The organism is Conexibacter stalactiti (assembly GCF_033542075.1).
Lineage (GTDB): Bacteria > Actinomycetota > Thermoleophilia > Solirubrobacterales > Solirubrobacteraceae > Conexibacter > Conexibacter stalactiti.
This window is the reverse complement of sequence record NZ_JAWSTH010000005.1, coordinates 55,620-69,617: the sequence shown is the minus strand read 5'-3', so window position 1 is coordinate 69,617 and position 13,998 is coordinate 55,620. Positions and strand designations below refer to the sequence as shown.

Annotated in this window: 11 protein-coding genes and 1 pseudogene; 3 read left to right on the top strand and 9 right to left on the bottom strand. The window is 72.8% G+C overall.

Annotation, left to right across the window (positions count from 1 at the left end; all coding sequences use genetic code 11):
- Positions 1–39 precede the first annotated feature (39 nt).
- From R7226_RS03795 to R7226_RS03775, 5 genes are all read right to left on the bottom strand, one after another.
- On the bottom strand, positions 40–1,080 hold the full coding sequence (locus tag R7226_RS03795) for an ABC transporter permease (protein WP_318595705.1): 1,041 nt from the start codon (positions 1,078–1,080) through the stop codon (positions 40–42).
- A 20-nt stretch (positions 1,081–1,100) separates the two neighbouring features.
- Positions 1,101–2,108 carry an ABC transporter permease gene (locus R7226_RS03790; RefSeq protein WP_318595704.1) on the bottom strand — a complete coding sequence of 336 codons (1,008 nt, stop codon included), beginning with the start codon at positions 2,106–2,108 and terminating at the stop codon, positions 1,101–1,103.
- On the bottom strand, positions 2,098–3,699 hold the full coding sequence (locus tag R7226_RS03785; RefSeq protein ID WP_318595703.1) for a sugar ABC transporter ATP-binding protein: 1,602 nt from the start codon (positions 3,697–3,699) through the stop codon (positions 2,098–2,100). The genes R7226_RS03790 and R7226_RS03785 overlap by 11 nt, the downstream gene beginning before the upstream one ends.
- Positions 3,700–3,726: 27 nt before the next feature.
- Positions 3,727–4,815: a sugar ABC transporter substrate-binding protein gene (locus R7226_RS03780; RefSeq protein ID WP_318595702.1), complete on the bottom strand. Its 1,089-nt coding sequence runs from the start codon at positions 4,813–4,815 to the stop codon at positions 3,727–3,729.
- A 126-nt stretch (positions 4,816–4,941) separates the two neighbouring features.
- Positions 4,942–6,528, bottom strand: coding sequence for a PucR family transcriptional regulator (locus R7226_RS03775; RefSeq protein ID WP_318595701.1), 1,587 nt, complete (start codon positions 6,526–6,528; stop codon positions 4,942–4,944).
- Between the two features lie 73 nt (positions 6,529–6,601).
- Between R7226_RS03775 and eutB the strand changes: the two genes are divergently transcribed.
- From eutB to R7226_RS03760, 3 genes and pseudogenes are all read left to right on the top strand, one after another.
- A complete protein-coding gene (eutB, locus tag R7226_RS03770; protein ID WP_318595700.1) occupies positions 6,602–8,008 on the top strand; it encodes an ethanolamine ammonia-lyase subunit EutB in 1,407 nt (468 codons plus the stop codon).
- Positions 8,005–8,844 (top strand): ethanolamine ammonia-lyase subunit EutC, encoded by an 840-nt coding sequence (gene eutC / locus R7226_RS03765; RefSeq protein ID WP_318595699.1) that lies wholly within the window; start codon positions 8,005–8,007, stop codon positions 8,842–8,844. Before eutB ends, eutC begins: the two co-directional genes overlap by 4 nt.
- A pseudogene (locus tag R7226_RS03760) lies at positions 8,804–9,919 on the top strand (3,4-dihydroxy-2-butanone-4-phosphate synthase); the annotation flags it as partial. The gene eutC and the pseudogene R7226_RS03760, both read left to right, overlap by 41 nt.
- A gap of 43 nt (positions 9,920–9,962) precedes the next feature.
- Here R7226_RS03760 and R7226_RS03755 read toward each other — a convergent pair.
- Genes R7226_RS03755 through R7226_RS03740 form a run of 4 tightly spaced genes read right to left on the bottom strand, consistent with a single transcriptional unit; the run spans position 9,963 to position 13,949 of the window.
- Positions 9,963–10,802: an SDR family NAD(P)-dependent oxidoreductase gene (locus R7226_RS03755; RefSeq protein ID WP_318595698.1), complete on the bottom strand. Its 840-nt coding sequence runs from the start codon at positions 10,800–10,802 to the stop codon at positions 9,963–9,965.
- Complete coding sequence (locus tag R7226_RS03750; protein WP_318595697.1) at positions 10,799–11,995, bottom strand: FAD-dependent monooxygenase; 1,197 nt, start codon at positions 11,993–11,995, stop codon at positions 10,799–10,801. Before R7226_RS03750 ends, R7226_RS03755 begins: the two co-directional genes overlap by 4 nt.
- A complete protein-coding gene (locus R7226_RS03745) occupies positions 11,992–12,870 on the bottom strand; it encodes a fumarylacetoacetate hydrolase family protein (RefSeq protein ID WP_318595696.1) in 879 nt (292 codons plus the stop codon). The genes R7226_RS03750 and R7226_RS03745 overlap by 4 nt, the downstream gene beginning before the upstream one ends.
- 38 nt (positions 12,871–12,908) lie before the next feature.
- On the bottom strand, positions 12,909–13,949 hold the full coding sequence (locus R7226_RS03740; protein WP_318595695.1) for a cupin domain-containing protein: 1,041 nt from the start codon (positions 13,947–13,949) through the stop codon (positions 12,909–12,911).
- Positions 13,950–13,998 lie beyond the last annotated feature (49 nt).

Below are 13,998 nucleotides of genomic sequence, written 5' to 3'. Positions count from 1 at the left end.
CCCCCTTTCCGCGCTTGCCGCGTCGTCGCCCGCTCGGCGTCAGCGGGAGGTCGCGCCGGTCGCGTCGACCGGCGCCCCTGCCGCGCCCTCGTGGCGGTCGCGCCGGAGCGCCGCGACACCACCGCGCAGCAGGTCCGGCGCCGCGATCAGCGCGACGACGGCGAGCAGACCGCCGGTCACGATGTTCGCGACGTAGTCCGGGATCGCAAGCAGTACGAGCCCCTCTTCCAGCAGGCTCAGCGCGATCACGCCGATGAGGATCCCCAGTGCGGTGCCCTTGCCGCCGTAGACGCTGACGCCCCCGAGCACGATCGCGGTCACGCCGAAGATCAGCGGCTCGAGGTTCACGTTGGGCGCCGCCGTCGAGAGGCTGTAGCTGACGAGCGCGCCGGAGGCGGCCGCGCCGACTGCCGAGAGCACGAACACGAGCACGACGCGGCGGGCGATCGGCACGCCCGCGACACGCGCCGCGCGGCGGTCGTTGCCGACCGCGCGCAGCTCGGTGCCGATGCGCGTGTAGCGCAGCAGCAGGCCGATCAGCGCGAAGCCCGCCAACACGACGAGGCTGCGGACGGAGAAGACCTCCAGGATCGGTCTGTCGATCTCGAAGCCGAAGTCGAGGTTGGTGTGCGTCGTGATCTCGTTGCCCGACACCGTCAGGGCGACGCCCGACAGCACGATGTAGCCGGCCAGCGTGACGGCGACCGAGCTGATGTCCAGCCGCGCGACGAGCAGGCCTTGGACCACGCCGACGACGATCCCCGCCGCCACCGCCGCGCCGATCGCGACGGCTGGCGAGCCCCCGACGAGCGCGGCGACCACGCCGCCGAGCGTGAACATCGCCGGCGTCGAGAGGTCGAACTCGCCGGCGATCATCGTCAGGCCCAGCGCGAGCGCGACCCAGCCGTAGAGCGCGACGTTCTGCAGGATGTTGTAGCCGTTGGCGGACGTGATCGACTGGTCGGCGGTGCCGACCAACACGACGAACACGACCGCCATCACGACCAGCACGGCGACCGGCAGCAGCGCGCCACCTTCGGCGCGCAGCCCGCGCGCGAGCGTCTTGGGTCTGAAGCTCATGCTTCCTCTTCGGGACGGGGTCATCTGCGAGCGGTGAGACGGACGAGGATGACGGCGACGAGCACCAGCAGACCCTTGACGAGCGTCTGCACGCCGCTGCTGTAGCCGCGCAGCAGCGCGATGTCGGTGACGGCCGCGATCACGAGCGCGCCGATCAAGGTGCGCGTGACCGAGCCGCGGCCGCCCGAGATGAGCGTGCCGCCGACCAGCGTCGCCGCGATCGAGTCGAACGTGTAGTTGCCCTGGATCGAGAGCGACGCGTGGTGCTGGGTCGCCGCGACCATGATGCCCGTCAACGCCGCGCACACCCCCGCGATCGAGAAGGCGAACACGGCCGTGCGCGTCAGCGGCAGCGCCGCTGCGCGCGCGGCCTCGCGGCTGCTGCCGACCAGCAGCAGGGTTCTGCCGTCGCGTGTGCGCCGCAGCATCCACTGCACGACGAGCGCCGCGACGGCGAAGGCGTAGACCGGGAACGGGATGCCGAGCAGCGGTCTGCCGAGGAACGCGTACACGTCGCGGTCGACCGTCGGGGTGAGATCGCCGTGGCCCGCCGCCCACGAGCCGAAGCCCTCCAGCAGCAGCCCGGCGGCGATCGTCACGATCACGGCGTTGGCCGCCCAGCGGCCTACGACGAAGCCCTGGATGCCCGTCGTCACGGCGGCCAGCACGAGCGCCCCCAGCAGCGCGATGACGACGCCCTCCCCGAGCAGCCCGACGAACGCCATCGCACTCACAGCGGAGGTCATGCCGAGCGACAGCGACATCCCGGAGCCGCCGAGCATGATCAACGTCTGCCCGATCGCCACGAGCCCGACGAGCGAAGCGGCGGTGGCGATCGCCTTCGCGTTGGCGACCGTGAAGAAGCCGTCGGTCGTCAGGGCGAAGAACAGCAGCAGCGCCAACCCCGCCCCGATCACCCCACGCTGCAGCGTCACCGCCGAGCTGACGCGCCACCTGGACGGCGCGGCCGCGGCCCCGCCGTCGGCGAGCGCCGGGACCAGCAGCCCCGGGTTCCTTCTAGCGTCCATCAGGTTCCTCCGTCGCGGCGGCGCGGCCGCGCGTCGTCTCGGCGAGCAGGTCGCTCGCCGTCATCTCTTCGGCACGGCGCACGGCGACCACGTCGCCGCCGTGCAGGCAGACGACGACGTCGGCGAGGTCGAGCACCTCGTCGGGCTCACCCGAGGCGAAGATCACCGTCGTGCCGTTGCCCGCCGCTTCGCGCACGAGGTCGTGGATCTCGGCGCGACCGTGGACGTCGACGCCGCGGGTCGGCTCGTCGAGCAACAGGATGCGGTCGCTGCCGCGCTCGAGGCAGCGACCGATGAAGACCTTCTGCTGGTTGCCGCCGCTGAGCTCGAGCACGCCCGCGTCGAGCCCGCGCGTCTTGACGTGAACGCGCTCGGAGAGCCTGCCGGCAACCTCACGCAGCGCGCGGCGGCCGACGATGCCGGCGCGGCTGATGCGGTCCAGCCGCGTCGCGACGAGGTTCTCGCCGACGGAGCGCTCCAGGAACAGGCCCTCGCCCTTGCGGTCGTTGGAGACGAAGTCGATCCCCGCCGCCTGCGCGGCGCGGCTGCTCGTGGGTCGTGCGACACGCCCGCCCGGCAGCTCGATCGACGCGGTCCCGCCCGGCTCCAGGCCCGCCAGCGCGCGCAGCAGCTCGGACGTGCCGGAGCCGACCTGCCCGGCCAGCCCGACGATGCTGCCGGCGCGGATCCTCAACGCGACCCCGCCGATCCGCGGAGGCTGCGCGACGCGCACCACCAGCTCGACCGCGTCGGACGCGTCGGGTGCGCTGCGCGCGGCGTTCGCGGCGCGCTCGTGCCGGTGCAGGTCTCCCATGATCAGCTCGATCAAGCGAGCGGGCTCCAACGCGGTCGCCGACTCGTCGGCGACCCGTGCGCCGTCTCGCACGACGGTGACGCGGTCGCAGAGGTCGAGAACCTCGTCGAGGCGGTGCGAGACGTAGAGCACGCTGTGCCCCCGTGCCGCGAGCTCCCGCAGCGCGGCGAAGACCACGAGGCTGTCGGCTCGGCTGAGCGACGCGGTCGGCTCATCGAGGATCAGCAGCCTCGCCTCACGGCCCAGCAGCCGCGCGATCTCGACGAGCTGGCGCTGGGCCATCGACAGCGACTCGACGCGTGCGTCGGGGGACAGCTGCGACAGCCCGACCCGCTCGAGCAGCTCCCGGGCGCGCGCCCTGTCGGCGGCGCGGCGCCGCACGAACGGGCGCCCGGCGCCGCCGAGCAGGATGTTCTCCTCGACCGTCAGCGCCGGCACGACGCTGAGCTCCTGGTCGACGAGCGCGATCCCGTGGTGCTGTGCGTCGAGTGGGCGTGACAGCTCGATTGGCCGCCCGTCGAGCAGGACCGTTCCGGAGTCCAGCTGCACGAGGCCGGCGAGCACCTTCACGAGCGTGCTCTTGCCGGCCCCGTTCTGGCCGCACAGCCCGTGGATCTCGCCGGCGCCGACCGACAGCGAGACCTCGCGCAGGGCGACCGTCGGCCCGTACGCCTTCGAGGCCGAGCGCACCTCGACGAGCGGTACGGCAGGCGCGCCCTCCTCGACGGAGGACGCGCTGCCCGCCTGCGTGCCGGTGGTGTCTGGTGACGACGTCATCGCTTCACCTGCTGCCGCCAGCGACGGTCAGTACGAGCACAGCTCGACGAACTCGTCGAGGTTGTCGGCCGTCACCTGGTCGGGCGCGAGGACGGTGACCTTCTCGACGTCCTCACCGGCGAGCACTCTGTCGACCGTCTCGGTGACCGCCTCGGCCGTCTGGCGCGGGGTCTTGGTCCCAGTGCCGACCTGCGTCCCGGCCCTGATCGCGTTCACGCCGGCCGAGGCGCACGCGCCGGCGGCGACCACGAGGTCACCCGATCTGGTCCCCGGTCTGAGGCCGGCCTGCTCGGCGGCGCCGGCCGCGGCGGCGGCGATGTAGTCGACATTGGCCCAGACGCCCTGGATCCCGCCTCTGGCCCGCGCCTGGGCGAAGATCTGGCTGGCGAGCTCGGCCGCCCGGTTGGGGTCGTAGTTGGAGTCCTCGATCGAGATCGTTCTGTACTGCGGGTATCTCGCCATCACGCTCTCGAAGCCCCTCACGAGGTCTCTCGTCTGGGGCAGCGAGGCGGTACCCGTGATGCCGAGCAGATTCGCTTCTCTGTAGCCGGCCGCTTCGAGGCCTCCGACGAGGTTTCTGGCCAGCGCCTGGCCCAGCTCCTCGTCGCTCCAGATGACCGAGGCGGTGACCAGCTCGGCGGCCTCGCCCTCGAGTCTCTGGTTGTAGTTGACGACGGGGATGCCCGCCGCCTCGGCGCGCCGGAACAGCGGGACGCTGGAGTCGGAGTCCAGCGCGGTGAAGACGATCAGGTCGGGGCGCAGCGACAGCGCCTGGTTGAAGTGCTGGGCGCGCACGGCCGGATCCTGCGGGTCCTCCAGCACCGTGACTCTGGCGCCGCCTTCCTCGAGCCCGTGTGTCAGGTCCTCGTTGAACGCGCCGCACCACGGGTTCTGCGCGCCGGCGCAGCTGACGACGGCGATTCTCTTGCCCTCCAGCGCAGCCGCCGACGCCTCCGCCGAGCCGCTCGACGTCGATCCCTGGGCGGCCGTGCCCGTCGACGCTTCGTCGTCGGACGACCCGCAGGCGCCGAACGCAACCGCGGACAGGCCGACGGCCATCAGTGTGGCGACCCGCACGCGACGACGCGCGACGATGCCGACATTCTCTTCCCTCATGCGCAGCTCCTCGATCGGTACTGAAGCGATGCCGGCAAACCCTCCCCGTGCCGCCGGCTCGCCGCCACCGTCCGTCCCACAAACACCGGGGACCCCCGTTGTGCATCGCACGAGGCGGCGCGCACGTCAGGCGGGCGGGGGCTCGTGGCGCCGCTCGGCCTCGAGCAGCAGGTACAGCGAGGTGATCGTCGCCGGCGACCGCAACGGACTCCCGATCGCCTCCGCGACACGCGAGAGGCGGTAGCGCAGCGAGTTGGGATGCAGGTGCAGCGCCTGCGCCGCGGCGGTGGTGTCGAGCTCGTGCGCGAACCAGGCGATCACCGCCTCGCGCAGTCCCGGCCGCGAGTCGAGCGCGTCGGCAAGCGCGCCCGTCTTGGGACCGATCGCGACCTCGGGCACGTGCGCGAGCAAGGTGCGCGGCAGATCGAGCGCGTCGAAGTCGCGCCACCCGCCGCCGTCTCCGTCGCCCGCCGACGCGACGTCGATGAGCACGTGTGCGTCCGCGGCGCTGTGCGCGACGTCCTCGGCGCCGACCGCTTCGCGCCCCGCGCCGGCGACCAGCGCCCCGTCGCCCGCGACGAGCGATCGCAGCGCCTGCACCCCCGCGCCGTCGGCCTCCAGCAGGACCACCGTGCGGTCGCGCGCGCTGGTCTGCAGGTGCGCGACGCCGGCGGCGTGGAGGCGCAGCGCGACGAGGTCTTCGATCGTCCTCCCCTCCGCCCCGTCAGGGTCCGCGCGCGCGAGCGCCACGACGCGGTGCGGTCGGCTCAGGTCGATGCCGAACGCGACCGCCCGCGGCTGCACCGCGGCGACGGGCCCGCCGCCCAGCAGCTCGTCCAGCAGCGCCCGCCGCAGGGCGCGGTCCTGCTCGCGCATCGTGTCCTGCAGCCGGACGGCGGCACGCACCAGCGGGGCGGCCGCCTTCGCCGCCGCGCGGGCCAGCCCGCGCCGCGCCTCCGGCGCGCCGATCGCGACGACGATCCAGCCACACGGCCCCTCATCCTGCGGCTCCAGCGGGACCGCGATCACCCGCTGTTGGGGCAGCACGGTCTCGTGGACCACGGCGCGCGCGCCGTGCAGCGCCTCGACGGCGCGCTCGGGCAGCACCCCGCTGCTGCACTCCAGCTCCAGCTGCGGCGTCACGATCGCCGCCGCCCCGTCCAGCACCGACGCCAGGCGCTGAACGATCAGCGGCCGCGGTGCGGGCGTGTCGAGCGCGTCGACGAGGTAGCGCTGGATCGACGCCAGCCGCTGCATCATTCGCAGCTCCGACGACAGGACGGACCGCTGGACGCTGCTCATCACCTCGCGGAACGGCGTCTCTGCCGGCACCGAGAAGACGGCGAACGAGAGTGCCTCGGCCTCCTGGACGATCGCGTCCGGAACCTCGTCGAAGATCGTGCCTCGGGCGACGCCCAGCGCGGCGACCGAGCTCGCGTGCAGCTCGCGCACGAGCGTGCGCTGCGCCGCCTCGTCACCGAGCAGGCGGATCCCTGTCGTGAGCATCACCCAGTCGGGCGCCAGCCACAGCGACGGCCGCTCGATCTCGATGCTGTGCGCCCCCGCGATCGGCCGCGCGTGCGCCGTGCGCTCCTCGGTCAGCAGCTCGAGACCCAGCTCCGGAACGGCGAGCAGGTCGGCCAACGTCAGTCCCGTCAACTCGCTTCTCGCTTGCTTCAGCGCGGAGATGCCGTCCTCCAAGGTCGCGTTCACCTGGTCTATTCTTCTATACGCAATCTAATTCTTCAAGACACACTATGGTTGAGGCGAAGAAGAGAGGCCGACCGTGAGCCATACCGCGACCCTGCGCGGGACCACCTACCGCTTCCATGACCTGCGCGAGCTGTTGGCCAAGGCCAACGAGCCGAAGTCCGGCGACGCGCTCGCCGGGATCGCGGCCGGCTCGGTCAGCGAGCGAGCCGCGGCGAAGCTCGCGCTCGCCGACGTCGGCGTCGCCGAGATCCTCGACACGCCGCTCGTCGACGACGACGTGACGGCGCTGATCGAGCGCGACCTCGACCGCGACCGAGCGACCGAGCTGCGCTCGCTGACGATCGGCGAGCTGCGCGAGCTGGTGCTGTCCGAGCCGTTCGCCGGGCGTTGGCGTGCGGGCCTGCGCGACGGGCTGACCCCGGAGCTGGTCGCCGCGGTGGCCAAGCTGATGAGCAGCAAGGACCTCGTCGCGGCCGCGGCGCCGCTGGAGGTCGTGACACGTTGCCGCAGCACCGTCGGCGCGCGCGGGACGCTCGCGGTCCGCGCGCAGCCCAACCACCCCACCGACGCGCTCGACGGGATGGTGATCTCGACGCTCGACGGCCTGCTGCACGGCTGTGGCGACGCGATGATCGGCGTCAACCCGGTCAACGACTCGGTCGAGGCCGTGGCGACGCAGATGCGCACGCTGCACGGGCTGATCGCCGAGCTGGGCATCCCGACGCAGGCGTGCGTGCTGGCGCACGTCACGACCCAGTTGGAAGCGCTGCGCCAGGGCGCGCCGGTCGACCTGCTGTTCCAGTCGATCGCCGGCACGCAGGCCGCCAACGCGAGCTTCGGAGTCACGCTCGAGCTGTTGGCCGACGGCCGCGAGGAGGTGCTGGCCCACCACCTCGAGCGCCCCGGCGAGTTCCTCGGGGAGCAGGTCATGTACTTCGAGACGGGCCAGGGCAGCGCCCTGTCGGCAGGCGCGCACCACGGCGTCGACCAGCTCACGCTGGAGGCGCGCGCCTACGGCGTCGCCCGGCATTTCGACCCGTTCCTCGTCAACACGGTCGTCGGGTTCATCGGCCCCGAGTACCTCGCCGACGCGCGCCAGATCACCCGCGCCGGACTGGAGGACCACTTCATGGGCAAAGCGCTGGGTCTGCCGATGGGATGCGACGTCTGCCACACGAACCACGTCGACGCCGACCAGAGCTCCAACGACGAGCTGCTGATGCTGTTGGCGCTGGCCGGCTGCGCCTTCGTCATCGCCGTGCCCGGATCCGACGACGTGATGCTCAACTACCAGTCGGTCAGCTATCGCGACGTGGCGGTCGTGCGGCGCCTGCTCGACCGCGCGCCGGCGCCAGAGTTCGAGGCGTGGCTGCGCTCGCTGGAGCTGTGGGACGACGACGGCCTGCGCGCCGTCGCCGAGCACGGCCTGCACGCGGCGCGGCCGCTGCTCGAGCGCTCGCTGGGAGCGCTGCCGCGGTGAGCGGCCGCGACGAACTGGTACGACGCGTGCGCGCCGCGACGCCGGCACGGGTCTTCGAGGGCGGCGTCGCCGGCGGCGCCACGACGGAGAGCTACCTCCGACTGCGCGCTGACCACGCCGCGGCGCGCGACGCCGTGCGCGCCCCGCTGGACCTCGAAGGCGGCGCACTCGGCGCACTCGCGGCCGAGGTCGGTCTGTTCGCCGTCGCCTCCCAGGCGACGTCGCACGAGCAGCACCTCCTTCGGCCCGACCTCGGGCGCCAGCTCGCCGAGGCCGACCGCGCCGTGCTGCGCGACCGCTGCCCGGCCGGCGCCGACCTGCAGCTCGTCGTCGGCGACGGCCTGTCGGCCACGGCCGTCCACGCCCAGGTCCCGACCCTGCTGCCCGAGCTGACGGCGCGGGCGCGCAGGCACGGGTGGAGTGTCGGGCAGCCCTTTGCCGTCCGGTTCGCGCGCGTCGGCGTGCTCAACGAGATCGGCGACCTGCTGCGGCCGCGCGTCGTCGTGCTGCTGATCGGCGAGCGCCCCGGGCTGACGACCGCCGAGAGCCTGTCGGCCTACCTCGCGCTGCGCCCGCGCCCCGGCCACACCGACGCCGACCGCAACCTGATCTCGAACATCCACGCCGGCGGGACGCCCCCGGCGCAGGCCGCCGACCGCATCGTGCGGCTCGCCGCGGCGCTCGTCGACGCGGGCGTCGGCGGACACGCCGTCAAGGAGCCGGCGATCGCACCGCCGCCGGTGCGACGGCTTGACCAGCCCTCCCGCCTGCCCGATACTCAGTCTTCAGGAAGAAATGATGTTTCGCAGGTCAGAATTGGAGAGCCGCATGAGTGACCCCGTCCCACACCCGGGCGCACGCGCGCAGAGCACGACCGACGACACCGTCGTGCGCGCCGCACAGGCGCTGCGAGCCGGCGAGGCGATCGTCGTCCACGACGATCGCCTCTGCATCATCGCGATCGCGGCGCGCGCGGTCGACGCCGACACGATCGCGGACTTCGCGCGCAACGCGCGCGGCGTCGTCGCGGTCGCGCTGGCGCCCGAGCGCGCCGACGCGCTCGGCCTGCGCTCGCTCGGCGCCGCGCCCGGCGCGCGCTTGCCCGACTACACGGTGACGGTCGACGCGCTGCAGGGCACGACCACCGGCATCAGCGCCGCTGACCGCGCGATCACGGTCCAGGCGCTGCGCGCGACCGCGCCCGACGGCAGGCTCGGCGCGCCCGGCCACATTCTCCCCGTGCGCGCTGCAAGACGCGGCACGCTGACCCGTGTCGGGATCACCGAGGCGTGCGTCGACCTCGCGGCGATCGGCGGCGTCGAGCCGGTGATCGCGACGTGCGAGCTGCTCGACGACCACGGTGAGGCTGTCATGCCGGACGCGCTCGGCGCACATCCCTCCTACGCCGGCCTGATCGCGATCTCGGCACGCGCCGTGCGCGCGCATCGGCGAGGGCTGCCCGAGGTCTCGACCGTGGACGTCGACGTGTTCCGCTCGGCGATGAGCGCGCTCGTGGCGGGCGTCGCCGCCATCACCGTCAAGGACGCCGCCGGCGCGCCGCGCGGCATGCTCGCCACGTCGCTGAGCTCCTACAGCGACGCGCCGCCCTCGATGCTCGTCTCCGCCGCTCACAGCTCGCGCACGCACGACCCGCTCGTCGGCGCTGCGGGCTTCGGCATCCACCTGCTCGGCCACGAGCAGATGAACGTCGCCGGCGTGCTGGCCGGCAAGTCCGACGACAAGTTCGCCGCGCTCGACTGGAGCTGGGACGGTGACGTGCCGCACCTCGATGGTGCGCTGGCCTACCTGCGCTGCTCGCGCAGCGCCTGCTTCGAGCGCTACGACCACACGATCGTCATCGGCGACGTCGAGTTGATCGAGCTCGACGACCGTTTCCCGCTCGTCTACTTCCAGCGCACGCTCGGCTGGCAGCTCGAGCACCACCCGGCCCCGGTCAGAACGCGGCCGCGCCGGCGACGTCGATTGCCTGTCCTGACACGTAGCTGGCGCCGGGCGCGGCGAGCGCGACCGTCATCCAGCCGATCTCGTCGGGCTCGCCGGGCCGTCCGGCCGGCAGCGGCGCGACCATGGTCGCGCGCGCCTCGTCGGTCATCGCGTCGAACTGCGCGCGCATCGTCGACCCCTGCCCCGGCAGAATCACCCCCGGCAGGACCGCGTTGACGCAGATGCCATCCGCCGCGAGGTCCTTGGCCAGCTGCGCGGTCAGCCCGATCACGCCCGCTTTCGAGGCCGCGTAGGGCAGCCGCGCGCTGACCGTCCGCATGTGGCCGCCGTAGCCGCCGCGGGCGAGGCCCGAGGAGATGTTCACGATGCGGCCGAAGCCGCGTCTGCGCATGCCGGGCACGACGGCTCGGCAACAGAGGAACGTCGCCGTCAGGTTGAGCGCGACGACGCCGTCCCAGAGCTCGTCCTCGACGGCCTCGATGTCGACGACCGGCTGCCGGAGCTTCGGCGTGCCGCCCGCGTTGTTGACGAGCACGTCGACCGCCCCGAAACGCTCGGTCACGGCAGCGACGGCGCTCTCGACCTGGTCACGCCGGGTCACGTCGGCGGCGAGCCCGAGCGTGCGCTCACCCGACGGATCCAGCCGGCCGGCTGCCTCTCGGACCTTGTCCTCCTGCAGGTCGAGCAGCGCGACGCGCGCGCCTTCCCGCAGGAGGCTCTCGGCGATCCCGAGGCCGATGCCCTGCGCCGCGCCGGTGACGACCGCGGCGAGTCCGTCCAGCACGCCGGCCCGTGCACCGGCCGCCTGTCCTCCGGGCTCGATGCTCATGCGCGCACCTCCGCGTCGTCGTAGAGCCAGTCGAGCACCGTGTAGTCCTGCGGATCGTGCTGCCCGAACAGCGCGTTGCGCAGCTCGACCCCGACGCCGCCGATGTGGCAGACCTCGGCGAAGCGGCGCGCCGATGACTGCACCCTGCCGGCGCGCGGCGCGCGGCGACGCTCGTAGGCCGACAGCGCCGCGGGGACGTCGGCTGCGCCGGCGAACGCAACGGGCAGGGCGATCCCGTCCTCGATCGCCTGACAGCCGCCCTGCGCCAGCACTGGCAGCATCGGATGTGCGGCGTCGCCCAGCAGCGCGACGCGCGCGGTCGTCCAGGTCGCGATCGGATCGCGGTCGGCCATCGGATAGCGGTGCTTGCGCCCCAGCTGCGAGGCGGCTACGCGGACCGGCTCGCAGAACGCCTGGTAGTGCTCGTCCAGCTCCTCCGGCGAACCCCAGTCCGGATCGCCGGCGTCGAAGCGGCGGCTGCGGAAGACGGCGACCTGGTTGTAGAGCGCCCCGCCGCGGACCTTGTACTGGACCATGTGCGTGTCGGGCGCGACCCACATCACCATCGCGTCGGCCTCGGCGCGCGGCGTCATGTCCGCGATCGGGATCGTCCCGCGATAGGCGACGAACCCCTCGGCGCGCGGCTCGCCTCTGGCGATCGTGCCACGCACGCGCGAGTTGAGCCCGTCGGCGGCGATCAGCGCCTGCGCGCGGTAGGACGCGCCGTCCGCGCAGCGGACCGTGACGCCGTCGGCGTCCTCCTCGAACGCCACCAGCTCTCGCCCGGTCTCGATCGTCACGAGCGGCTCGCGCACGCAGGCACCGAGCAGCTTGCGCTGGAGGTCGCTGCGGTGGACGACGACGTAGGGATGGCCGTAGCGGGCGACGAACGCGTCGCCCAGGTCGATCGAGGTGATCCGCTCGCCCGAGAGCGCGTCCATGTAGAGCAGCTCACGCGGCTGGACGGCGAGCGGCAGCAGCTCGTCGAGCACGCCGAGCCCGTCGAGCGCCCGCGTGGCGTTCGGTCCCAGCTGGATGCCGAAGCCGATCTCGGTGAACTCCAGCGCGCGCTCCAGCAGCCGGACCGGGCGGCCGGCGCGCGCGAGCGCGAGCGCGGCGGTGAGCCCGCCGACGCCGCCGCCCGCGATCAGCGTCTCGACCTCCACCGGCGAGCCGTCGGCGACCGCGCTCATGCGACGCGCCCGGTGGCCAGCGCCGCGCGCGCGGCGGTCTGCATCGTCAGCTGTCCGATGCCGTCGATCGTGAGCACGACCTCGTCGCCGGGGCGGATCTCGCCGACACCCTCGGGCGTGCCGGTCGCGATCAGGTCGCCGGGCGACAGCGTCATGGCCGTCGAGTACAGCTCGACCAGGCGCGGGATGTCGTAGATCAGGTCGCACGTGTTGGCCCGTTGGCGCAGCTCACCGTTGACAGTCAGCTCGAACGCGATGTCGGCGTGGTCGGCGACCTCGTCGGCGGTCACGATCGCGGGACCGATCGGCGTGAACGTGTCGAAGCTCTTGCGGTAGGAGCGGTCCTCCTGGCCGCGCATCGTGATGTCGAGCAACGGCACGTACCCGAAGACGTGGTCCATCGCGCGCTCACGTGGCACCGACGACGCGGTCGAGCCGATCACGACGCCGATCTCCGCCTCGTGGTCGAAGCGGCGGTCGTCGAACGGCAGCAGGATCCGTTCGTCGGGCCCCGCGATCGACGAGGACGCCTTGACGAACCCGGCGTAGGTCTCGATCGTCTTGATGACCTCGCCGTCGTAGACGCCGCCCTCGCCGCCCATCTCGTCCTGGTGGCGCTTGTAGTTGACGGGCGCGGCAGCGAGCGTGCCCGGCGCGGGCAGCGGAGCGCGCAGGGTCACGTCCGCGACGTCGAGCTGCGGGCCAGCCGCGATCGCGGACTCGACCGCGGGTCGCAGCTCGTCCCAGACGGCGATCAGCGTCGCCATCCGGCGATCGTGCGCGACGGTCTCGTCGACGAGGTCCGTGATCTCGGCGAGCCGTCCGTCGCCGCGTCCGGCGCCGAGTCGGAAGTCGTCGAAGCTGTAGAGGTGCATGTGGTGATCTCGCTGGTCGGTTGGGGGGTGACGGTCGGCTAGGCGTCGGCGCGCTCGCGCAGCAGGCCGAGCGCGCGCAGCGCGGGGGCGTCGGAGAAGGAGAAGAGCAGCGCGCCGTCGGCGGTCTCGTGGCTGTGCAGTGCCCACGTCGGCACGACAAACGTGTCGCCGGGCGCCCAGTCGAACGCCCTGCCGTCGATCACCGAGCGGCCCTCGCCGCGGATCACGTGGTAGACGGTGCTCGCCGTGTGACGGTGCGACCGCGTCGCGGTAGCGGGCCGCAGCTGCTGGATGTAGGCGGACATCGTCGGCAGGGCGGAGGCGTTGGTCGCCGGGTCGCGGTACTCGAGGATCAGGTCGTCGAACGGGTTGCCCTCCGCGTCCGCGAGCTCGGCGAGCGCCCGCTCGGCGTCGGCCAGCTTCCAGACGAGCGTCGGCGCCGGATGGTCCTCGGCCAGCAGCGGCTGCAGCGTGCCGGCGCGGCGTGCCGCCGACGCCATCGGCTGCTGCGGAATCGGGCCCTCGTGACGCTCGACGAAGCAGGCGTGCATCGCGTGCACGATCGACAGGTCCAGCCCGTCGAGCCAGATCATCGGCCCCTCGCCCTCGTGCCCGTGCTCGTGCCACGTCCAGTTCGGCGTGATCACGAAGTCGCCGACCTCCATCTCGCAGCGACGGCCGTCGACGGCGGTGTAGGCGCCTTTGCCCTCGACGATGTAGCGCAGCGCCGCGGGCGTGTGACGGTGCGCCGGCGCGACCTCCCCCGGCAGCACCATCTGCATCGCGGCCCACAGCGTGTCGGTCGCGCGCGCGACCTCGTGCTCGGCGGTGCCGGGGTTGCGCAGCGCCAGCACGCGGCGCTCGGCGTCCTCGGCCGAGATCAGGCCGCCGGCGCGCTCGATCAGGCTGCGCACCTCGTCGTACCTCCAGAGGCGCGGGACCATCGCCGTCGTCGGCTCGGGCGTCAGCGCGCCCTTCATCGTCCAGAGCGGCTCGTAGTCGCGCTCGTCGAGCACCCGGTACAGGTCCTCCAGCGTCTCGACGCCGTCAGCGGCGTCCTCTTGCGTCGTCGAATTCATCGTTCTTCTCTCCGCAATAGAAGTCTGCTTTCGGCAACAGTATTGCGCG

Coding starts and splice junctions, on each gene's coding strand:
- R7226_RS03795 (WP_318595705.1), bottom strand. CDS start 1,080: ATGAGCTTCAGACCCAAGACGCTCGCGCGCGGGCTGCGCGCCGAAGGT.
- R7226_RS03790 (WP_318595704.1), bottom strand. CDS start 2,108: ATGGACGCTAGAAGGAACCCGGGGCTGCTGGTCCCGGCGCTCGCCGAC.
- R7226_RS03785 (WP_318595703.1), bottom strand. CDS start 3,699: ATGACGTCGTCACCAGACACCACCGGCACGCAGGCGGGCAGCGCGTCC.
- R7226_RS03780 (WP_318595702.1), bottom strand. CDS start 4,815: ATGAGGGAAGAGAATGTCGGCATCGTCGCGCGTCGTCGCGTGCGGGTC.
- R7226_RS03755 (WP_318595698.1), bottom strand. CDS start 10,802: ATGAGCATCGAGCCCGGAGGACAGGCGGCCGGTGCACGGGCCGGCGTG.
- R7226_RS03750 (WP_318595697.1), bottom strand. CDS start 11,995: ATGAGCGCGGTCGCCGACGGCTCGCCGGTGGAGGTCGAGACGCTGATC.
- R7226_RS03745 (WP_318595696.1), bottom strand. CDS start 12,870: ATGCACCTCTACAGCTTCGACGACTTCCGACTCGGCGCCGGACGCGGC.
- R7226_RS03740 (WP_318595695.1), bottom strand. CDS start 13,949: ATGAATTCGACGACGCAAGAGGACGCCGCTGACGGCGTCGAGACGCTG.